Here is a 20,178-nt window from a genome sequence, read left to right on the forward strand (position 1 = left end):
ACGTTTGGCAAAAAAGTTTTGATACGCTCGCTCTAAATCCTTCAAGGCGTGTTGCAAAGCTTGGCTTGGTGATTCTCTCAGCCAAGCAAATTCTTGCTTCCAACTGGGCAAAAGATTGGCCAATTTGACGTAAGAAAACTTGCTTGTCGGGTCAGTCTGATACCATTGCTTTTGCAACGCCAACGCCTTATTAAAGACGAACCGACACGAACCCGCAAAGCGCGACATGTGTCGTTTTTGCTGGCCGTTAGGTGTCAGTTGGAATTTGAAGGCTTGAAGTCGTTTCATGCGTTTATTATACAAACAGCAAAGCAAACATCGATTTGTTTTTACTTTACAACCACAACACCAAACCCAAAAACGGCTTTGCCGTTTGCGCCTGATATCCCCGCCATGAATAGCGAGGTTTTACGGCGCAGGGGATAAAAAATAAATGAGGAGACTTCACCGATGGTTGCCTATGAAGCGAATTTTGATGGTTTGGTGGGCCCAACGCATCATTATGCTGGGTTGTCGTATGGTAATGTGGCTTCGACTGAGAACGGTGCTGCAATTTCGTCACCTAGAGAAGCTGCTTTGCAAGGCTTAACTAAAATGAAAGCATTAGCCGATCAGGGTTTTCCGCAAGCAGTGTTACCGCCGCAGGAACGGCCAGCACTGGCGGTGTTGCGTGCGGCTGGTTTTGCCGGTTCGGATGCTGAAGTCTTGATACAAGCACAACAACACGCCCCATTTTTATTAGCTGCTTGTTCTTCTGCCTCGGCGATGTGGACGGCGAATGCGGCAACAGTCAGCCCTTCTGCGGATACGGCGGATGGTCGCGTACATTTCACCGCCGCCAATTTGCACAATAAATTGCACCGCGCCATTGAACATCGGCAAACCTCGCGCACCTTGCAGGCGATTTTTGCTGATGAGCGTTATTTTGCTCACCATGCTGCCCTACCTAGCCATGCTTGGTTTGGCGATGAAGGTGCTGCCAACCACACCCGTTTTTGCGCCGAATATGGTCAAGCTGGCGTGGCCTTTTTTGTCTATGGTCAAGCCATGACCGACCCCAACGCCCCCATCCCTTGCCGCTTTCCAGCACGACAAACCCGCGAAGCGTCGCAAGCGATTGCCCGTCAACATGGTTTAGCGCCTGAGCGCGTTGTCTATGCCCAACAACTGCCACAGACGATTGATGCAGGGGTGTTTCACAATGATGTCATCGCCGTCGGCAATCGTAATGTATTGTTTTTCCATCAAAATGCTTTTTATCAACCGCAGCAGGTGTTAGCAGAGTTACGGCAAAAACTACAGGCAATAGGGAGTGATTTGATAGCGATTGAAGTGCCGGCGGTGGCGGTCAGTGTGAGCGAGGCGGTGCAAAGTTATTTATTTAATAGTCAATTATTGAGTCGGCCAGATGGCAGCATGTGTTTGGTGGTGCCAGAGGAGTGTCAGCAGCAGCCAAAAGTGTGGCGCTATTTACAGAATATCTTGAATGCTGGCCGCTATCCGATTACCGAACTCAAAGTATTTGACCTGCAACAGTCCATGCAAAATGGAGGTGGGCCGGCGTGTTTGCGTTTGCGCGTGGTACTCACTGAAGCCGAACGGGCAGCGGTGAATCCTCAAGTGTGGATCAACGACCAGTGTTATCAACAGCTAACCGATTGGGTCAATCGACATTATCGTGATCGTCTGTGCATAGAAGATTTAGCTGATCCAACATTGTTGCAAGAATCACGGACAGCTTTGGACGAACTGACGCAACTGTTAGCGCTGGGCTCAATTTATCCCTTCCAACAAGACTAAATCATCTGATTGGGTTAAGCCCCTCGGTGAAACAGGCACCGGCATCCATGATTTTTCCCAACCCGCGAGCGCGGGCTGGGTTGGGGTGCCGCTGTCTTAGCTATCTTGGCTGCGTAGCAGCAACACCGGTAAGTTCGCTTTGCGCAGCACGCCTTCCGCCACGCTGCCCAGCAGCAATTGCATTAACTCGCCCCAACCATGTGTGCCCATCACGATTAAATCAGCCTGCCAATTTTCGGCATCTTGCAGCAACACTTCCGAGATTTTCTCGCCCCAGCTTTCTAATAATTGCTGGTCATGCTGTACGCCGGCTGCTTGCAAACGGTCGGCAGCTTCTTGCAAGACTTTATGACCTGCCTCGCGGATATTGTTTTGCAACTCATTGGCATCCAAAAACTCACTGCCGCCCCAGCCAAACTGTGCCAAATCCACCACATGCACTAAGCGCACCATTCCTCCCGATTCTTTGGCTAATTTGGCGGCTTCATCAAGCGCGCGGTGTGAGGTGTGGCTGTCATCGACTGGAACATAGAGGCGTTGATACATGGTTTTTCCTTTGCAAAGTGGGTATGAGGGGCGGGGCTTGTGCAAACTATAAACACCGTCTTACACTCATTTTTCGATGAGTCTCTATAAGAAAGCATCCTGTGGCACGTTTAACACTTGAACTTCCTGAACATTTTGCGTTTTACACCGAAATCACCGTCTCGATTCGTGATATTAACTATGGCGGCCATCTGGGCAATGATGCGGTATTGGGTCTTGCTCACGAAGCACGGTTGCGTTATCTGAAATCGTTAGGATTTTCTGAACTCGACATCGGTGGCTTAGGGTTAATCATGAGCGATGCGGCGGTGATTTACAAAGCCGAGGCGTTTCATGGTGATGTTTTACAGGTCGGTGTCAGCTGTGCAGATTTCAATAAGTACGGTTGTGATTTACTGTATCGTTTGTGTCGTATCAGCGACGGGCAAGAAATTGCTCGCGTCAAAACCGGAATTGTGTTCTTTGATTATCAGGCACGCAAAGTGGCGCGAGTGCCTGAATGCTTCCTACAAGCCTGCGCTGGCGAAGAGAGACAACCATGAGAGACTACCCCGTGAATAGCCCAGAAGCGATGGCTCGCATTCTGGCCATGTTTATCATCAGCGATGGCGTGATGGATGAGCGTGAGTTGGATACGATTGAAGAACTGAATTTGTTCGAGCTGATTGGGATTGAGCGCAAACGCTTCTTAGAGGTGTTGATGCGTTATTGCGATGACATCAGTGCCGAGGCTGACGACAATGGTTTGATTCATCTGATTGATCCAGAACGGGTTGACTATCTGTTTGATCAAATCACCGATTATCAAAAGCGGCTGCTGATTTGCGCTTTGGCTCTCGATTTGTGCAAGGCCGATGACACCATCAGCGAACCAGAAATGGCCCTATTGCGCCATATGATGAAACGCTGGCATCTCACCTTAGAGATTTTGGAACGCGAATTTTCAAGAGCATGAGAGGGGACATGACCGTTTCTACGACGGCAGCGGCGGTGGGTTTTTCTGGAACCGACCGCTATGTTGCAACACCTGACTTAATGATGGCGGTCAACGCTGCCATTACCTTACAACGCCCTTTATTGATTAAAGGTGAACCCGGTACCGGTAAAACCTTGCTGGCAGAGGAAGTGGCCCGTGCCTTGGCACGGGAACTGATTGTGTGGCCGATTAAATCGACCACCAAAGCGCAGCAGGGGTTGTATGAATATGATGCGGTGTCGCGGTTGCGTGATTCACAGCTTGGTGATGCGCGGGTACACGACATTGGCAACTATATTGTGCGTGGCAAACTTTGGGAGTCGTTTGTTGCGGAACAAGCACCGGTTTTGTTGATTGATGAAATCGACAAAGCTGATATTGAGTTTCCTAATGATTTATTGCGTGAACTCGACCAGATGGAGTTTTATGTCTATGAGACACGCGAATTGGTCAAGGCAAAACAACGGCCAATTATCATTATTACCTCAAACAATGAGAAAGAACTGCCGGATGCTTTCTTACGGCGGTGTTTTTTCCATTACATCCGCTTTCCCGACCGCGAGACCTTGCAGCAGATTATCGATGTCCACTACCCGAATTTACAGCGTGAATTGGTAGAAGAGGCGTTATCGTGTTTCTTGGCGTTGCGTGAAGTGCCTGGGCTACGGAAGAAACCTTCAACCTCGGAGTTGTTGGATTGGCTGCGGTTGTTGACGGCGCATGACGTGGATGCACAACAGCTCCAGCAACAGCCGCCGTTGACTGGGGCATTGTTGAAAAATGAACAAGACATGCACTTGTTAGAACGGCTGTTAAGTGCAGGGCGTTGGCGGCGGTAAAGCAGCAAAAATGAGCATGCCACACTGTATTCGGTGTGGCATGTCGTTTTAAGCAGTGGCGCCGAGGGCTTTGGCGCGGGCGAGGGTTTGTTGGCGGCTGGCGAGGTCGGGGACGATCGGCGGTAGCCAAGGCGCAGCGTGCTGGCTGACCAAACGATCTAGCGCCTCAATCCATCCCTCACTGTCATTCAAACAAGGGATATAGTGATATTCCCCACCCCCTGCTTCGAGGAAGGTTTCTTTGCCTTCCATCGCAATTTCTTCTAGTGTTTCCAAACAATCCGCCACAAACCCAGGGCATACCACATCCAAGCGGCGGGTTTTGGCAAGGCCAAAGTGCTCGAGGCGTTCTGCGGTATACGGTTTAATCCACTCCGCTTTACCAAAACGGCTTTGGAACGCTACCGTGTATGCTGATTTGTTGAGCCCTAACCGTTCTGCCAATAAGCGACCCGTTTTGTGACATTCACAATGATAGGGATCGCCTTTATCGAGGGTATAGCGCGGCACACCGTGAAAGCTCATCAATAGATGATCCCCCCGTCCATGTTCGGCCCAATATTGTTCAATGCGCTGCGCGAGTGCATCGATATACCCTGCATCATCGTGAAAATGGCGAATGGTGTGCACTTCCGGCATATTGCGGCTTTTTAGTAATGCCCGACACACGGCATCCAAAGCACTGCCACTGCTAGAGGCGGCATATTGTGGATATAACGGCAATACCACAAAACGGGTTACGCCTTGTGCTCTCATCTCAGCCATCACATCGGCCACTGCTGGCGCGCCATAGCGCATGGCATAGCGCACTACCACCCCATCACCATAACGCTGTTGCCAACGTGCGGCTAATTGATTGGTTTGTGCTTGGGTATAGATTGCCAACGGCGAACCGTCTTTTTGCCAGACGGAAGCATATTTATGTGCCGACTTCGCTGGCCGTACGCGCAAAATCACGCCGTGCAGAATCAACTTCCAAACCAGCGGAAGAATTTCCACCACCCGCCGATCTGACAAAAATTCGGCCAAATAAGGCCGCAACGCCGCTGCAGTCGGTGCGGCGGGGGGACCGAGGTTGATAAGAAGCACGCCAAGTTTAGCTACTTGGTCGTGTCGATAAGCAGGTTCGGTGCAGAAATGGCTCATGGTTTTGTATTAGACAAAAATCAGACAATGACTCGAATATGGCCATCGGTCAAGTCTGTTTAAGTGGGTTGTTCTTTTTATGGGTTGTGGAGTTGTCTGATTCGATACTGTCCACCGGCGGCAGTTCTAAGAAAATTGGGGTGTCTTCCCACGGTTCATGCGCTGGGGCATCAGGCAAAATGCAGGTGTTTTCTACCTCCACTTTTTTACGCGTGTGGCGAGTTACCGCTGGCGTGGTCGGTGCAACATTGTCTAATGTTGGCATCTCTAAAACCGGTGGTGGCAAGGTGGTTTCTAAGACTGGCGGATTGATTGTATCGGTTGCCAATGGCGGTAGCGCTTCTTCAACCACCGCTGGGATGGGGTCGGGAATCGGCTCAACCTTCGGTGGGGTGGGTGCGGCTGGTTCGACCACCGTGGTTTTTAGCGTTGGCGGAGGGCTATCGGCGGTGCGGGTGAAAATGGCATGGGGATCAAAAGCCGGTGTTTCAACCTCGGGTAGACGGTCTAATGTCGGTTCGGCGGCGGTTTTGGTGAAAGTCGGTGGCAGTGGCGCACTGTCCCAATGCGGTTCTTGCAGCTGAACCGGCGGTACCGTACTCGGCACGGTGTCGAGTGCAGCACGACGTGATGAGATAGGGACAAGGCTCAACACCACATTTTCAATCCATTCGCCGGTTTTCTCCGCCGCATCTAACCAAGACAGACCGGTTGATAATGAAAACGCGACGCCCATCCCGATAAAGACCAATAGCGAGGTCAGTGTAAAGCCCAACACCGGCATCAAACCCTCACCAATTAAATTCCCCAAAATCCCCCCCGGGGCTAAGGGCAAGGTGGCGGTCAGACTATGAAAACGAATCGCTTCAAAGCTGCTGCTGGCAATGCAAAACAACACAAATCCGGCCCAACGAGCAGGCCGACTCGAGCGTAATAAACGCCGGAGTTGCCAGCGTGGGTGGCTATTGATGGCTTGCCATGCGAAAAAAATCACGCTCCACCACGCTGACATACCAAGGCCATACAGCAATAAATCAGCCAGCCATGCGCCAAAGCTACCACCCCAATTTCCAAGCGTAATCGGGGTTTCGCTACTGCTGCTGTGTGACCAAGCGGGGTCGGTGGGGGTGTAACTGGCTAACACCATAATCAGATAGACACTGATTAGGCTATACAGCACCCAACGGCTTTGCTTGAGCCAAGTGCTCAAGTAAGGGGGTAAAGCCTGATTTTTCACCACTGCTTTACGTTTGAAGAGCGCCATGGTTTCCATCCTCAATGACGGGCAATGGGACGGATTATAACGGCTTAAGCCGGATAGTATGCGCCTAATCGGCGAGGGCCGCGTGCCCCAGTGACAGCGGGTAGATTACCGGCATGACCAGCAAAAAACGCTTGTCCTAACCAAGCAAAGGCCACTGCCTCGACATCCATTTCGGGTATGCCCAAGGTGGCGGTGGTGCTAATGAAACGCGGTGCCAGTCGTTGTTGCAGTGCCGCCATCAAAGCGTGGTTATACGCGCCACCGCCACAAACAAATACCGCTTCACTCTCGGTGGCATGACGTTCAATGGCCTGACTGAGGCTCTCCACCGTGAACGCAAGCAAGGTGGCTTGCACATCAACCGCGCTTTCTGTGCCCGATAACATGCTTTGCAGCCATGCCAGTGAAAATAAATCACGGCCTGTGCTTTTCGGCGGTGGCAGGCTGAAATAAGGTTCGGCTAATAGACGGTGCAAAACATCGGGTAACACTTGGCCTTGGCTGGCCCATTGCCCCCTTTCATCCCATGCCAACCCCCGTTGTTGTTGAATCCAAGCATCGAGCAACATATTGCCCGGCCCAGTGTCAAAACCAAGCACGGTGTCGTTGGGCGATAAAATGCTGATATTGGCGATGCCACCGATATTAGCCACCACCCGCTGTTGTTGCGGATGAGCAAAAACGGCGGCATGGAATGCCGGCACTAATGGTGCGCCTTGACCGCCAGCCGCAATATCACGACTGCGGAAATCTGCCACTACATCAATTCCACTGAGTTCGGCTAGGCGTGCTGGGTTACCAATTTGCAGGGTGTAACCGTGTTCAGGGGCATGGCGGATGGTTTGGCCGTGACAGGCGATGGCTTTGATGGCGCTGGGGGAAAGTTGGCAAGTGCCGAGTAATTGCTCCACCACTTCAGCATATAAGGTTGCCAGTTGCTTACCAACACATGCCGCTTGGTGTAACTCGCCGGCGTGATTTTCTTGTAATCGCAACAATGCCTGCCGTAAGGGCACAGGATAGGGCAGACTGGCGCGGCCTAATACTCGCACCTGCTGTGGCGCAGGAAACTGCACTAAAACAGCATCCACCCCATCCAGACTGGTGCCGGACATTAAACCAATAAACCGATCTTCGGCCTTGCAGTCAAAAATCATCACTCTGCCTGAGCCAGTTGCACTGGCAGCTGTCGCAACATGGCGAGCTGCTGTTGATAGCGTTGTCCAACTTGTTTGAATTGGGCTAAGGCTGGGCCGCTTAAAGGTGGTGTCTTGAGCACGGTACTGCTTGGATCAACCGGTTGTTGATTGACTCGGACTTCAAAATGCAAATGTGGGCCGGTTGAACGACCCGTATTGCCAACATACCCAATAATGTCGCCTTCTTTTACCGTTTTGCCGGGTTTGGCCTGTTCACCAAAACGGGATAAGTGGGCATACAGCGTTTGATAACGGGTTTGGTGGCGCAAGGTAACAACATTGCCATAGCCATCTTGATATTCGGCACTGACCACTTGACCGGCGGCGGGAGCTCGCACTGGGGTACCGATGGCGGCGGCGTAGTCAACCCCTTGGTGCATCCGTAAGCTGCCTAATACCGGATGTACGCGAATACCAAAACCGGAGGTAATCCGTGCGCCTTCAACTGGTTCGACGGTAAAACCTTGTTTTAAGGGTTGGCCGTTGCTGTCGTAATAGCTACCGGATTCACTGTCATGTTGATGATAAAAGGCAGTGAAGGTTTGTTTGTCTTGTTGCACATGTGCAGCCAGCACTTGGCCATAGCCGATTAAATCCCCTTCGTAATACAGCCGTTCAAATACCACTTGCACGCTATCGCCACTGCGTAAGCTCTGCAGTGCCATGCGGTCGGAGAAAATTTCTTGCAGCTGTTGTAAGACTTCTCGCGGCAGATCGGCGCGTTGGGCGGCTTGTTGGAAAGATTGTTTCCCCTGTAAGCGAATGTGTGCCACGCCCTCTAAGCGGCGCGGTTCAATCGCATCAGCATGGGTTTGCCAATTGCCATCACGACGCTGTAGCCACACCAATTGCGTTTCGCCTTGGGCGTCATCTTTCAGAAAGCGCACCGCGAATAATTGGCCTTGGTCGTTGGTTTGCACATGTAAAGTGGCACCGGCTGGCAATTTGAGCAAATCTTTCGACATCTCATCTTGTTGCAACAAGCTTGCGCTGTCTGCCCGTTGAATGCCAAGCCGACTCAAGACTGTCAATAAGCGGTCACCGCGTTGAATAATCTCGGCTCGCCAATAGCGATTGCCACTCATCGGCAAGGTATTAACAGTAGGTAAAGCAAGGCTTTCGGTGATCCATGCTCGATTGGGCGTCGCTTCGGTGGCGCTATTCGGCGCGATGGCAAAAGCCGTGGCCATTGCTAAAGCCGGTACAATTGCGGTTGCACTGAGCCAAGCAAGATGACTGCGCCAAGGGCTATCTTGATCGAAGAGAAAAGTCGCTTTTTGCGCTTGCGTGAGGGGTTTGCGATAATCCATGCCTGTTTCGCTGCATTGCAGGATAGCTAATAAACGATGCATCCTAGCAGAAAGCTGCCAGCGGTGAAACTAGCGCGACTGGCAGATATTCAAAAGAAAACAAATGCTTGGCTATGGTTAAGTCATTTAGGACAACACATTATGAATGAAGCATTACAAGCACAACTCGACATCATTCGTCGTGGTGCAGATGAAGTATTGATTGAAGCCGAATTGGTGGCCAAGTTACAGGAAAATCGCCCATTACGAGTCAAAGCCGGCTTTGACCCGACGGCACCCGATTTACATTTAGGCCATACCGTGCTGTTAACCAAAATGCGCCAACTCCAAGACATCGGGCATCACATCATGTTCTTGATTGGTGACTTTACCGGCATGATTGGCGATCCCTCTGGCAAAAATACCACCCGTCCACCGCTAACGCCGGAACAAGTGCAAGCCAATGCTAAAACTTATACTGAACAAGTGTTCAAAATTCTCGATCCAGAAAAAACCGAAATTTTTTTTAACTCCCACTGGTTAGGTCAGTTGGGCGCGGATGGGATGTTGAAGTTGGCCGCCAGCACCACAGTGGCGCGGATGTTAGAACGCGATGATTTCCATAAGCGTTTTCACAGCAACCAGCCAATTTCCATCCATGAATTTATGTATCCACTGATGCAAGGTTATGACTCGGTGGCAATGAAGGCCGACATTGAGTTAGGCGGAACGGATCAGAAATTCAATTTGCTGATGGGTCGCACTTTGCAACAACAGCACGGGCAAAAGCCGCAGTGTGTGATTATGATGCCGTTGTTAGAGGGTTTGGATGGCGTCAACAAGATGTCTAAATCGTTGGGCAACTACATCGGGGTGTCTGAACCGGCGAACGAAATTTTTGGTAAAACCATGTCGGTGTCTGACACCTTGATGTGGCGCTGGTTTGATTTGCTGTCGTTGCGTTCGACCCAAGAGATTGCCACGTTGAAAGCGGAAGTCGAAGCCGGTCGCAATCCACGCGATGCGAAAGTGATGCTGGCGCAAGAACTGGTGGCGCGTTTCCACGATCAAGCCGCTGCCGAAGCGGCATTGGCCGATTTTGAAGCCCGTTTCCAGAAAAACGCCATTCCAGATGACCTGCCCGAGATCACGGTCATCTCTGAAGGTGGGCAGATTGCGATTGCACGCTTATTAAAAGAAGCTGGTTTGGTTGCCAGTACGTCGGAAGCCTTGCGAATGATTGACCAAGGTGCGGTCAAAGCCGATGGTGAACGGGTGAGTGATAAAGCTTTGCAATTGGCGACGGGGGCTTGCATCGTGTTCCAAGTCGGTAAACGTAAATTTGCTAAGGTGACTGTCGCTTAATGCGTGCTTTAACGCTATTGATCCCTGGCTTGGCGTGGCCGCATGATGATGCGGCTGCCGTCTATCGCCATCTGGAAGCGCCGTGGCTGGCCCGTTGTTTGGGTCGCAGTCGCCTACAAGCTATCTCCCATTCACGAGCAGCGTATTATCAGACGTGGTTTGGGGTGTCTGAAGCAGCCGAGGTTGCCTTATCTGCCCATTACGATGGGCTGTCGATTGATGACGGCTATTATCTGCGTGCCGATCCAGTGCATGTCCAAATTACCCAAGAGGGGATGCGGCTGGTAGGGCCGGATGTGTTGACCTTCTCTTTGGCCGAGGCGGAAGCGCTGGCCGCGACATTAAATGCCAGCTTTGCCGACGAAGGGATCCAGTTTTTCACCCCGACGCCCGATCGCTGGTATGCCCGCCTTCTCGCACCGCCACAGGCCACGTTTACACCATTGCAACGGGCTATTTTGCGAGAGATGCGACAGGCGATGCCGAGCGGTGCCGAGGGTAAGCGGTGGTCGCGTTATCTCAATGAAGTGCAGATGTTGTGGTTTGAACATCCGGTCAATCAACAACGCGAACAACAGGGCGAACCGGCATTAAACAGTATCTGGTTTTGGGGTGAAACCACGCCATTGCCAGCGCAAGTCGCTACACCGCCCTTTTCTCATGTCGCCACCGACCAACCGGTTTTGGCTGCCTTGGCACAACTCAGCCACACCCCACTCGACAATGCGCCATATAACTATGCAGCGGCGGCAGCGGCTTGGCCGGAACGGGCTGAGGTGGTGATTGAATTAGACAGCCTCGATTGTCCGGCGCGTTATGAAGACGTCTATCAATGGTTGCAGCGTATGGCTACCTTAGAAGAAAACTGGTTTGCACCGGCATGGCAGGCGTGGTCGAGTGGTAAATTGCAACAATTCACCATCATTGCGCCAGATCATAACGGTTTTGTGGCACAGCTCACCGCTGGTATGCGTTGGCAAATTTGGCGGCGGCCCCGCCCTCTCACGGTATTTTCAGCAGAATAGGAAGCAAGCGATGGCAGAGATTGAGGTACGTCCAGTGCCAGAGAGCGTAACGCGCTTACAACAACAGGGGATATCGCCGTTGCTGGCGCGGATTTTTGCTGCCCGAGGGGTACAAGATGGCGCTGAGCTGGAAACTCGCCTCAATCGTTTAGTGCCATTTCAACAACTGCGCAATATCGAAGCAATGGCGCGGCGGTTGGCGGATGCAATTGCTGCCCAACAAACCCTAACCGTGATTGCTGACTATGATGCCGATGGTGCAACGGCGTGTGCTTGTGCGGTGCGTGGCTTGCGTGCAATGGGCGCACAGGTGAATTATCTGGTGCCCAATCGCTTTGAATATGGTTATGGCCTGACTCCCGAGATTGTTGATCTTGCCTTACAGGTCTGCCAACCCACGCCACAGCTATTGTTGACGGTCGATAACGGCATTGCCAGTGTCGAAGGCGTTGAACATGCCCATCGTTTGGGTCTAGAAGTCCTGATTACCGATCATCACCTACCTGGTGAGCAAGTGCCTGACACCTTGATTGTCAACCCGAACCAAACCGGCTGTTCCTTTCCCAGCAAGCATCTGGCTGGGGTCGGGGTGATGTTTTATGTGTTGATGGCCCTACGCGCTGAATTGCGGCAGCGTGGTGCATTCACCACACAGGCAGAGCCTAATTTGGCGCAATGGTTGGATTTGGTTGCCCTCGGTACGGTGGCGGATGTGGTGCGCTTGGATGCCAACAATCGTATTTTGGTGCAACAAGGTTTATTGCGGATGCGGCAAGGGCAATGTGCCGAGGGGATTCGTGCCTTGTTTGAAGTCAGTGGCCGCCAGCTTGGCCGTGCCAGTGCCTTCGATTTGGGTTTTACCCTCGGCCCGCGCTTAAATGCCGCTGGCCGATTAGATGATATGAGCGTGGGCATTGAATGTCTGTTGACTGATGATCGACAACGGGCACAACAGTTGGCGCAACAACTCGATGAACTCAACCGCGAACGGCGACAAATTGAAGGCGGTATGCAGCAAGAGGCATTAGCCGCTTTGCCTGATAGCTTAGACGACAGCCGCTATAGCGTGGCGATGTTTCGTGATGATTGGCATCAAGGGGTGGTGGGTATTGTCGCTGCACGCCTACGTGAACGTTTCCACCGGCCTTGCTTTGTATTTGCTCCGGCTGACGTCGATCAAATCAAAGGCTCGGGCCGTTCGATTCCGGGGTTTCATTTGCGCGATGCGGTGGATTGGATTGCCAAACGCCATCCCGATTTAATTCAACGCTTTGGCGGCCATGCGATGGCGGCGGGGGTGGCCTTACGCGAGCAAGATTTTCCACGCTTTGCGGCGGCATTCGAAGAAGTTGCACAATTATGGTTGGATGAACACCATCTCACCCGCCGTATTGAAACCGATGGCGCTTTGTTGGCGCAGGAGATGACCTTACAACAGGCGGAGGAATTGGATAGCTTGATTTGGGGGCAGGGTTTTCCGCCACCCTTATTCAGTGGCGAATTTACTGTGCTTGAACAGCGCGTGGTGGCAGAAAAACATCGTAAGTTAAGCTTGGGTTATGCCGGCCAAACATGGGATGCGATTTTCTTTAACCATCCCGATCCCTTACCCAATGCCATCCAAGCCGTGTATCAACTACAAGTCAACGAGTTCCGTGGGCAACGGCGGGTACAACTATTGTTGCAACACGCCACACCCGTTTAGCCGCCCGAGGTTAAGACTTGTAACACTAATTCGCGAACACGCGAAGGATCGAACGGTTTATCAAAAATCGCCGATACGCCGGCTTGTTCGACTGCTGCTAGCCGGCTCTCGTCTTGTTCACTTGAGACCATCAACACCGGCACTGAGGCTTGCCAGCTTTGTTGGCGGATATATTCGACCAAGGCTCGGCCGTCCATTTCCGGCATGTTGTAGTCGGTGACAACAAGATCGACATAATTTTCTGACAATACCGCAACGGCTTCTTTGCCGTTGCCGGCTTCAAAAAAGTTTTGAATTTTTAGCTGTTCAAAGACATGACGGATAAAATGCCGCGCCGAACGGCTGTCATCCACAATCAACACCCTCAGTGCATCAAAATCAAGCTCGATGGGTAGGGCATTGTTGGTGGGGGCGATATATTCGAGGGTGGCACGCAGCGCGGTGGCCAGTTGAAAGTCAGTGAACGGCTTAGGCAAGATGGCAGAGGCGCCGGATTGACGGACAGGTTCTAACACCTGTGGGCGGGTTTCACTAGAAATCAGAATAAAAGCGAGATCGGCAAGAAACGGTGCTTCACGGATTTGTGTAATTAAATCAGAGCCCGACATATCAGGTAGATACATGGCACTGATCAGTAGATCGACAGGGGCGCGTTCTAGTTCGACTAAGGCTTCTTGTCCCTGACAAACATGCCTCACCATGACGACGCCTTGTTTTGCTAAATGCTCCTGAATTAAGCGTGCTTGAATCAGAGAGGGTTCAACCAGCACAACAGAAATATCTTGCAAAGTGTTGACGAAGCTCACGGCGGTTCCTTAGCGAAAGAATCTGGCTGCAACGATTATAACGACCATCTACAAAAATGACATGATGCGAAAAGAAAAGAAAATGAGGTATTACACGAGTATTTTTCAAATAAGACAAAAAATAATATAAATTCGTGTTTTGTAGTATGACAAAAAACAAAAAAGCGACAGTTTATCCATTCGACTGTCGCTTTTTTCAATCAGGTTGGCAGCGCAGTTGCTGCAACACATCAATTCACTTTAGCTGTTTGTTTCAGCTGGTTGAGATGTCCTTGCAGACGCTCATTCTGAATTTGTTGTGTCAACTGGGCGCGGATGCCTTCCAATGGTGGGAATTCGGTATCACGAACATCACCCAACTGAATAATATGCCAACCAAACTGGCTCTTGACTGGGGTGGCTGTGATTTGTCCGCGTTCGAGCTTCATCATGGCGGCAGCAAAAGCTTGGTCGAGCACATTTGGCATCATCCAGCCTAAATCACCGCCTTTTTCTTTGCTACCTGCATCCAACGACTTGGCTTTTGCCAATTCATCAAAGCGTTTGCCTTTTTTCAGGTCTTCCAACAACGCCACGGCTTCGGCTTCAGTTGCCACTAAAATATGGCGTGGGTGGTACTCTTTTTGTGCCATTTGTGCTTTTAAGCGTTCATAGCGGGTACGCAATTCGGCTTCGCCGATTGGATTGGTACGGACCCAGTTACGCACATACATATTAGCTAACAAACGGGCAGATAAGCCTTCTAATTCGGCTTTGTACTCGGCTGTTTTATCCAAACCTTTTTTCGTGGCTTGCTGGCGCAACAATTCGGTCATGATCAGTTCATCACGCACCATCGCCCGCACTTCGGCGGTATCTGGCTGACCTTGACTGGTCAATTGACGCATCATCGCTTCGGCACGGGCTTGTGGGATGGCCATGCCGTTTACGGTGGCAACGGTGTTATTCGATGCTGCCAATACAGAAGCACTACAGCCAACAGCAAGGACGGCAGCAAGAACAGTTTTTGAAAACAGATTACGCATAGGGAGATTTTTCTTATCAGAAAACGGCCCGTTGAGACGGGCCATTGAGATCAACAAAACGAGATCAGCTTACTGGATTTTTGCTTTGTTGCGCAGTTCGATTAACACTTTTTCGATTTGGGCGCTTTGCATTTGACGCTGTAGCTGTGGGCGCACTTCTTCGAAAGTTGGCACTTTAGCATCGCGAATGTCTTCAACTTTAAAGACATGGAAGCCAACATCAGAGCGCAGGGCTTGGCTGCTGACTTGGTTTTTACCCAAGGCTTTGAGCGCATCGGCTAACTGTGGTGGTACTGCGCCGAGGTTGACCCAGCCCATTTCACCGCCAGTCCGTTTTGCTGCAGGGTCTTTCGATTTTTGCTTGGCCAATTCGTCAAACTTGCCGCCTTTTTTCAGTTGGCTAATGATTTCTTGTGCTTCGGCTTCGCTGTTCAACACGATTTGGCGTGCACGCATTTCTTTTTGGCCAGCCAAACGAGCTTTGATGCGGTCATATTCGGTTTTGACCTGTGCTTCGCTCACCGGATTTTGTTTTGCAATATCTTCAAACAAGGCCTGTTGTAACAAGTCCTTGCGGAAAATTTCCATGCGAGTTTTGAATTCAGACGTTTTTTCTAAACCACGGCGATTGGCTTCTTGCAAGATGACGGTGCGGTTAATCATCTGTTGTTTCAGCTCGGCACGCAATTCTGGCGAATCTTTTACCCGTCCACCGCTGCTATTGACCACTTGTTGGGCAAACGCATCTAATTCCGCTTGTGGAATCTCTGTGCCATTGACGACTGCGGCCACTTTATCGTTAGCGAAGGCGGCGGTACTTAAGCTGGCAGCCAAACATAAAGCAGCGATTTGAGTCAGACGCATATCAGGTCCTTTAAGACAAATTCAGAAAAAAGCAACCACTGGTGGTTGTATTAAATTTCACCAGGAGCATAAGTTTTAAGTGCTAGGGCATGGATAGTATGCGGCATTAAGTCCTGCAACAAGTCATACACTTGGCGATGGCGAGCTATGCGGTTTTTCCCGACAAAAGCGGCGCTGACAATCGTCAACGTATAGTGTCCACCCCCGCCTGCAGCACCGGCATGGCCTTGATGGGCGGCGCTGTCATCATCAAGATCACACAACTCTGGTTGCAATACGGTTAAACGCTGATGGATTTCTTGTGCGACATCCATTTATGGCAAAACCTTTTTAAATGGTTTGACCTCAACCGATGCATATACCCCTGCTGCTAAGTAGGGATCGGCATCTGCCCACGCTTGCGCTTCGGCCAAAGAAGGAAACTCCGCCACAATCAAGCTGCCTGTAAAACCTGCTGCACCCGGATCGGGGCTGTCGATAGCAGGCAAGGGGCCGGCCATGATTAAGTGACCTTCGGTTTGTAGCGCTTGCAACCGTGCCAGATGTGCTGGCCGGCTTGCTAAACGTTGCGCGAGTGAGTCGGGGACATCGTTCCCCAAAATCATATACAACATCACGTTTTATCGTCTTCCATATAACGTGCCAGCACAACACCCTGTGCTAACACAAAAGCAAACATCAATCCCATGCCACCAAATAGCTTGAAATTGACCCAGACTTCTTCACTGAACTGATACGCCACGAACAGATTTAAGCCACCCATCGCCAAGAAAAAGCCCACCCACGCCAGTGTCAAACGCGACCACAGTGGCTCGGGCAGATTGAGGTGTTGACCTAACATGGCGCGTAAAGGTTGCCGCCGCAAGACCCAATGCGCAAAAGCAAGGCCAAGCCCCATCAACCAATACAGCACAGTGGGTTTCCACATAATAAAAGCTTTATTGTGCAATAACAGTGTGGCACCACCGAGGACTAACATCAGGGCAAGTGATACCCATTGCATGGTTTCAACCCGTCGGGTCCGTAACCAACTGATGCCGACTTGTAAACAGGTAGCGACAATGGCAACACCCGTCGCAATAAACATGTCGCGGGTGAGGTAAAACGCAGCAAAAAACAGGATGACCGGAAAGAGGTCGGAGAGAAATTTCATAGTGAACGATTATCCTCGCAAGCTCACAGCCTTGGCAAGTGAGGGTCAGTGCTTGCTTTAATAGTGTTGAGTGCTGTGGCGACAATCCCCGCCACATCTGCCGTATTAGCAGGAATAATGAGTGTGTTACTTTCTTTGGCCAATTGTGAGAAAGCCTGAACATATTGTTCAGCCACTTTCCAATTGACTGCTTCAATGCCGCCGTTTTGCTGTAACGCTTGTGCGACTTTGGCGATGGCCTCGGCGTTGGCTGCTGCGACTAAGCGAATGGCTTCAGCATCCCCCGTGGCTTTGTTAATCCGTGCTTGTTTTTCACCCTCCGATTGATTGATTAACGATTGTTGTTCGCCTTCCGATTTACGAATCGCGGCTTCTCGCTCACCAGTGGCTAAGTTAATTTGCTCTTGTTTGCGACCTTCGCTAGAAGCAATCAGGGCGCGCTTTTCGCGCTCGGCAGTGATTTGTTGTTGCATCGAGTGCAAAATTTCTTTGGGTGGCACAAGGTCTTTAATTTCATAACGCAATACTTTCACGCCCCAAGTGATGGCCGCTTCATCCAGCGCCGCTACCACTGCACGGTTGATCTCGTCGCGTTCTTCAAACGTTTTGTCTAACTCCATCCGTCCGATCACTGACCGCAGTGTGGTTTGTGCCAATTGGGTGATGGCAAGAATATAGTCGCTGCTGCCATAGCTGGCGCGTTGTGGATCGGTCACTTGAAAATACAAAATCCCATCCACTGTCAGTTGGGTATTGTCGCGGGTAATACAAATTTGGCTCGGCACATCTAACGGAATTTCTTTCAGAGAATGGCGATAGGCCAAGCGATCAACAAAAGGAATAATGATATTTAAGCCCGGCGATAACACCGCGTGGAAACGGCCAAGACGCTCGACCACAAACGCGGTTTGTTGGGGAACAACTTTGATCGCTTTGGCTAACACGATGACCACAGCAAGAGCCAGCAAAACCATCACTTCCATAGTGCTTTTCCTTTAGATTGAAACAGACGGTTGGGCACTGTTTTGTGCCAGTTGGCATTGGTTTTTACCATTGCGTTTGACCTGATACATCGCATCATCCGCTGCATGTAACAAGGCTTTGACTTCGGTGGCATGATCTGGATACAGCGCGATGCCGATACTGGCACTTAAATCAAACTCACGCTCTGCCACTGCATAGGGCTGTTTTAGAACATCTAGCACATGTTGTGCCACGGTAAGGGCATCTTCTGCGTGGCGGATATCGTGCAAAATGACCGCAAACTCATCGCCGCCCAAGCGGGCCGGTTGGTCGCTGGCGCGCAAACTCTGTTTGATACGCTGGGCCGCTTCTTTTAATAGTTCATCACCGATGGCATGGCCGGCTTCGTCATTCACTGCTTTGAAACCATCTAAGTCGATAAATAATACCGCAAAGTGCATGGCTTGATGCCGTTTTGCATGATGAATTGCCTGTTCTACCTGTTCGCGCAACAAGGTACGGTTGGCTAAGCCGGTGAGCTCGTCGTGTAAAGCCATATATTGCAGGCGCGACTCCAACCGTTTTTGCTCGGTTAAATCGACAAAGGCAAGCAATTGCCAATCGTCAAATTGCACCATATGGCATTGCAAAATATGTTGCTGTCCGGTTTGGTGTTGGGCATGAAATTCAAACGGTGGAATTTCGCCACCATGCCGAATGACATTGCTGATTTGTCGTTGCCAATATTCCTGTAAATAGGCGCTACGTTCGGGAGCACATTGCGCCCAGAAGGTTGCCATGTCTTGTAATTGTTCACGTTGATAGCCAAAGGTCGCGACAAATTTTGGATTCAACAAAATAAATTGTTGGGTATCGGCATTGACCAATGCTAAGGCAATCGGTAAATGCGTCATCATCCCTTGCAAGCGTTCATTGGCAGCGTGGATGCGGCCTTGATCGCGTAGGCGGGCGGCTTCAATTTGCTGGCTGGTGGCAATTTGCCCAGCCAATTCTCGGTTTAAACGCAAAATATACGCGACAGTAAAAATACCCAAGACAATCAATAACACACCACCAGCAATGGCGTAGCGTAACCAAGTGGGTAAGGTTTCTTTCACCGGTGGGTGGTATAAAAACCCTTCCAAAGAAAACTTGGCAGGCAGCATATTCAGTTCGGCATAGGTGCGGACAATGTGTTGCCAGCGACCACGATGCATATGGCCGATTTCAATCAGATCGGCTTGAATCAGCTCTTGCATTTTTTGATGTTCAAAGCGCAAGTGTGCTGCCGATTTTTGCGTTTGATAGCGTTGTTGTAACCACTGAATCACCTCTTCTGGATGATTAAGAGCATATTCCCACCCTTTTAAGCTAGCCTTACGGAAGGCCTCCACCTGTTTTGGGTAGCTAGCAATGGTGTCTTCGGTGGTAAACAGAATATCTCCATAAAAATCAATCCCAACTTGGCGTGGGTTGAAAATTTGAAAGGGTTCACCTTGTTGTTGTAACAAAAATGGCTCGTCGGTGAGATAGCCAGACATCGCCGCAATACGGTCTTCTGTTAACGCACGGATACCAAAATTATGGGCCACCGGTGTCATGGCGCCGATGTCGATCTTTTCTCTCTGCAGATAGGCATACAGCTCATCTGCATGCGATTCAATCATCACTTTTTTACCGTGCAAATTGGGAAACACCGGCGGGCGGTCGTCGTTGCTGATAACAGGGCGTGTGATAAAAATTTGCGCCGAGTGCTGAAAGATAGCCGCCATTGCCACCACCGGATGCCCCTGTGTGCGCAGTGGCAATAGGCTGGTGCTACTGATACCAAAATCAGCATGACCCGCTAACACTTCTTTGATCACATCGGTATCGGGGGTGGCTTCCACCAACTGCACTTCTAAGCCTGCTTCGCGATAAAAGCCCTTTTGTACGGCGGCGTAATAGCCTGCAAACTGAAATTGGTGTTGCCATTTGAGTTGGAGAACGAAGCGATGTTGGGCTGTGGTGGGGGGGGATGTTGGTGTGGACGAGTTAGCTTGACTAACACTGATACAAAATAACAGTCCCACACCTAACATCAACAGGGTATGCCAACAGGGGGCAAACAACGACAGACGAAAAGTAGGCATGGTCTTGGTCACAGTTTGGCAGTGATGTAACAGCATTATATTGTTGTTTCCGCTGCTTTACGCTGATTTTGAAATTTTTTC

21 protein-coding genes are annotated in these 20,178 nt (G+C 50.7%); 7 read left to right on the plus strand and 14 right to left on the minus strand.

Translation table 11 applies throughout. The features are described 5' to 3' along the window. Positions 1-288: helix-turn-helix domain-containing protein (locus G465_RS15730; protein WP_022653253.1), on the minus strand; the 288-nt coding region annotated here is incomplete at its 3' end. Positions 289-450: 162 nt separating this feature from the next. Between G465_RS15730 and astB the strand changes: the two genes are divergently transcribed. Further along, positions 451-1,800, plus strand: coding sequence for an N-succinylarginine dihydrolase (gene astB / locus G465_RS0104070; protein ID WP_022653213.1), 1,350 nt, complete (start codon positions 451-453; stop codon positions 1,798-1,800). 96 nt (positions 1,801-1,896) lie between these two features. Here the strand turns inward: astB and G465_RS0104075 are convergent, their stop codons facing one another. Beyond that, the gene (locus tag G465_RS0104075; RefSeq protein ID WP_022653214.1) at positions 1,897-2,346 is read right to left on the minus strand and encodes a universal stress protein; all 450 of its coding nucleotides are present in this window, start codon (positions 2,344-2,346) and stop codon (positions 1,897-1,899) included. Between the two features lie 101 nt (positions 2,347-2,447). Between G465_RS0104075 and G465_RS0104080 the strand changes: the two genes are divergently transcribed. The 3 genes from G465_RS0104080 to G465_RS0104090 are packed head-to-tail and all read left to right on the plus strand — an operon-like array spanning position 2,448 to position 4,161. Further along, positions 2,448-2,888, plus strand: a complete 441-nt coding sequence (locus G465_RS0104080) for an acyl-CoA thioesterase (RefSeq protein ID WP_022653215.1) — start codon at positions 2,448-2,450, stop codon at positions 2,886-2,888. Beyond that, complete coding sequence (locus G465_RS0104085) at positions 2,885-3,301, plus strand: tellurite resistance TerB family protein (RefSeq protein ID WP_022653216.1); 417 nt, start codon at positions 2,885-2,887, stop codon at positions 3,299-3,301. Before G465_RS0104080 ends, G465_RS0104085 begins: the two co-directional genes overlap by 4 nt. Positions 3,302-3,309: 8 nt before the next feature. Continuing rightward, positions 3,310-4,161, plus strand: a complete 852-nt coding sequence (locus G465_RS0104090) for an AAA family ATPase (protein ID WP_022653217.1) — start codon at positions 3,310-3,312, stop codon at positions 4,159-4,161. A gap of 48 nt (positions 4,162-4,209) precedes the next feature. On the opposite strand, the gene hemH is transcribed toward G465_RS0104090, so the two are convergent. From hemH to G465_RS0104110, 4 genes are read right to left on the minus strand one after another with little or no spacing between them, the layout of a single operon-like run. Beyond that, the gene (hemH, locus tag G465_RS0104095; RefSeq protein WP_022653218.1) at positions 4,210-5,307 is read right to left on the minus strand and encodes a ferrochelatase; all 1,098 of its coding nucleotides are present in this window, start codon (positions 5,305-5,307) and stop codon (positions 4,210-4,212) included. A gap of 49 nt (positions 5,308-5,356) precedes the next feature. Continuing rightward, complete coding sequence (locus G465_RS0104100; protein WP_022653219.1) at positions 5,357-6,571, minus strand: DNA translocase FtsK 4TM domain-containing protein; 1,215 nt, start codon at positions 6,569-6,571, stop codon at positions 5,357-5,359. A gap of 44 nt (positions 6,572-6,615) precedes the next feature. Beyond that, entirely contained in the window at positions 6,616-7,728 is a 1,113-nt protein-coding gene (locus G465_RS0104105; protein ID WP_022653220.1) for an anhydro-N-acetylmuramic acid kinase, read from the minus strand. Next, complete coding sequence (locus tag G465_RS0104110; RefSeq protein WP_022653221.1) at positions 7,728-9,122, minus strand: M23 family metallopeptidase; 1,395 nt, start codon at positions 9,120-9,122, stop codon at positions 7,728-7,730. The genes G465_RS0104105 and G465_RS0104110 overlap by 1 nt, the downstream gene beginning before the upstream one ends. Between G465_RS0104110 and tyrS the strand changes: the two genes are divergently transcribed. Genes tyrS through recJ form a run of 3 tightly spaced genes read left to right on the plus strand, consistent with a single transcriptional unit; the run spans position 9,117 to position 13,154 of the window. Further along, a complete protein-coding gene (gene tyrS, locus G465_RS0104115; protein WP_022653222.1) occupies positions 9,117-10,424 on the plus strand; it encodes a tyrosine--tRNA ligase in 1,308 nt (435 codons plus the stop codon). The two genes, G465_RS0104110 and tyrS, sit on opposite strands and share 6 nt — an antisense overlap. Continuing rightward, positions 10,424-11,449 carry a hypothetical protein gene (locus tag G465_RS0104120; protein ID WP_022653223.1) on the plus strand — a complete coding sequence of 342 codons (1,026 nt, stop codon included), beginning with the start codon at positions 10,424-10,426 and terminating at the stop codon, positions 11,447-11,449. The genes tyrS and G465_RS0104120 overlap by 1 nt, the downstream gene beginning before the upstream one ends. A 10-nt stretch (positions 11,450-11,459) precedes the next feature. Continuing rightward, the gene (recJ, locus tag G465_RS0104125; RefSeq protein ID WP_022653224.1) at positions 11,460-13,154 is read left to right on the plus strand and encodes a single-stranded-DNA-specific exonuclease RecJ; all 1,695 of its coding nucleotides are present in this window, start codon (positions 11,460-11,462) and stop codon (positions 13,152-13,154) included. On the opposite strand, the gene G465_RS0104130 is transcribed toward recJ, so the two are convergent. The 8 genes from G465_RS0104130 to G465_RS0104165 form a co-directional block, all read right to left on the minus strand. Further along, positions 13,151-13,960 carry a response regulator gene (locus G465_RS0104130; RefSeq protein ID WP_022653225.1) on the minus strand — a complete coding sequence of 270 codons (810 nt, stop codon included), beginning with the start codon at positions 13,958-13,960 and terminating at the stop codon, positions 13,151-13,153. The genes recJ and G465_RS0104130 overlap by 4 nt on opposite strands. Positions 13,961-14,190: 230 nt before the next feature. Further along, positions 14,191-14,985 carry a peptidylprolyl isomerase gene (locus G465_RS0104135; RefSeq protein WP_022653226.1) on the minus strand — a complete coding sequence of 265 codons (795 nt, stop codon included), beginning with the start codon at positions 14,983-14,985 and terminating at the stop codon, positions 14,191-14,193. Between the two features lie 69 nt (positions 14,986-15,054). Continuing rightward, positions 15,055-15,849, minus strand: coding sequence for a peptidylprolyl isomerase (locus G465_RS0104140; RefSeq protein WP_022653227.1), 795 nt, complete (start codon positions 15,847-15,849; stop codon positions 15,055-15,057). 50 nt (positions 15,850-15,899) lie between these two features. Beyond that, positions 15,900-16,163 carry a BolA family protein gene (locus tag G465_RS0104145; protein WP_022653228.1) on the minus strand — a complete coding sequence of 88 codons (264 nt, stop codon included), beginning with the start codon at positions 16,161-16,163 and terminating at the stop codon, positions 15,900-15,902. Further along, positions 16,164-16,463 (minus strand): YciI family protein, encoded by a 300-nt coding sequence (locus G465_RS0104150; protein WP_022653229.1) that lies wholly within the window; start codon positions 16,461-16,463, stop codon positions 16,164-16,166. Further along, on the minus strand, positions 16,463-17,002 hold the full coding sequence (locus G465_RS0104155; RefSeq protein ID WP_022653230.1) for a septation protein A: 540 nt from the start codon (positions 17,000-17,002) through the stop codon (positions 16,463-16,465). The genes G465_RS0104150 and G465_RS0104155 overlap by 1 nt, the downstream gene beginning before the upstream one ends. Before the next feature lie 23 nt (positions 17,003-17,025). After that, complete coding sequence (locus G465_RS0104160; RefSeq protein WP_022653231.1) at positions 17,026-17,985, minus strand: SPFH domain-containing protein; 960 nt, start codon at positions 17,983-17,985, stop codon at positions 17,026-17,028. Positions 17,986-17,997: 12 nt separating this feature from the next. Beyond that, positions 17,998-20,097 carry a diguanylate cyclase domain-containing protein gene (locus G465_RS0104165; protein ID WP_162138808.1) on the minus strand — a complete coding sequence of 700 codons (2,100 nt, stop codon included), beginning with the start codon at positions 20,095-20,097 and terminating at the stop codon, positions 17,998-18,000. Positions 20,098-20,178 lie beyond the last annotated feature (81 nt).

It is taken from the genome of Aquaspirillum serpens DSM 68 (assembly GCF_000420525.1).
In the GTDB taxonomy this organism is placed as follows: Bacteria; Pseudomonadota; Gammaproteobacteria; order Burkholderiales; family Aquaspirillaceae; genus Aquaspirillum; species Aquaspirillum serpens.

Excerpts from the sequence above, each read along its gene's own strand:
- astB (WP_022653213.1), top strand. The coding sequence starts at position 451 with ATGGTTGCCTATGAAGCGAATTTTGATGGTTTGGTGGGCCCAACGCAT.
- G465_RS0104075 (WP_022653214.1), bottom strand. The coding sequence starts at position 2,346 with ATGTATCAACGCCTCTATGTTCCAGTCGATGACAGCCACACCTCACAC.
- G465_RS0104085 (WP_022653216.1), top strand. The coding sequence starts at position 2,885 with ATGAGAGACTACCCCGTGAATAGCCCAGAAGCGATGGCTCGCATTCTG.
- G465_RS0104090 (WP_022653217.1), top strand. The coding sequence starts at position 3,310 with ATGACCGTTTCTACGACGGCAGCGGCGGTGGGTTTTTCTGGAACCGAC.
- hemH (WP_022653218.1), bottom strand. The coding sequence starts at position 5,307 with ATGAGCCATTTCTGCACCGAACCTGCTTATCGACACGACCAAGTAGCT.
- G465_RS0104100 (WP_022653219.1), bottom strand. The coding sequence starts at position 6,571 with ATGGCGCTCTTCAAACGTAAAGCAGTGGTGAAAAATCAGGCTTTACCC.
- G465_RS0104105 (WP_022653220.1), bottom strand. The coding sequence starts at position 7,728 with ATGATTTTTGACTGCAAGGCCGAAGATCGGTTTATTGGTTTAATGTCC.
- tyrS (WP_022653222.1), top strand. The coding sequence starts at position 9,117 with ATGCATCCTAGCAGAAAGCTGCCAGCGGTGAAACTAGCGCGACTGGCA.
- G465_RS0104110 (WP_022653221.1), bottom strand. The coding sequence starts at position 9,122 with ATGCATCGTTTATTAGCTATCCTGCAATGCAGCGAAACAGGCATGGAT.
- G465_RS0104120 (WP_022653223.1), top strand. The coding sequence starts at position 10,424 with ATGCGTGCTTTAACGCTATTGATCCCTGGCTTGGCGTGGCCGCATGAT.
- recJ (WP_022653224.1), top strand. The coding sequence starts at position 11,460 with ATGGCAGAGATTGAGGTACGTCCAGTGCCAGAGAGCGTAACGCGCTTA.
- G465_RS0104135 (WP_022653226.1), bottom strand. The coding sequence starts at position 14,985 with ATGCGTAATCTGTTTTCAAAAACTGTTCTTGCTGCCGTCCTTGCTGTT.
- G465_RS0104140 (WP_022653227.1), bottom strand. The coding sequence starts at position 15,849 with ATGCGTCTGACTCAAATCGCTGCTTTATGTTTGGCTGCCAGCTTAAGT.
- G465_RS0104145 (WP_022653228.1), bottom strand. The coding sequence starts at position 16,163 with ATGGATGTCGCACAAGAAATCCATCAGCGTTTAACCGTATTGCAACCA.
- G465_RS0104150 (WP_022653229.1), bottom strand. The coding sequence starts at position 16,463 with ATGTTGTATATGATTTTGGGGAACGATGTCCCCGACTCACTCGCGCAA.
- G465_RS0104155 (WP_022653230.1), bottom strand. The coding sequence starts at position 17,002 with ATGAAATTTCTCTCCGACCTCTTTCCGGTCATCCTGTTTTTTGCTGCG.
- G465_RS0104160 (WP_022653231.1), bottom strand. The coding sequence starts at position 17,985 with ATGGAAGTGATGGTTTTGCTGGCTCTTGCTGTGGTCATCGTGTTAGCC.
- G465_RS0104165 (WP_162138808.1), bottom strand. The coding sequence starts at position 20,097 with ATGCCTACTTTTCGTCTGTCGTTGTTTGCCCCCTGTTGGCATACCCTG.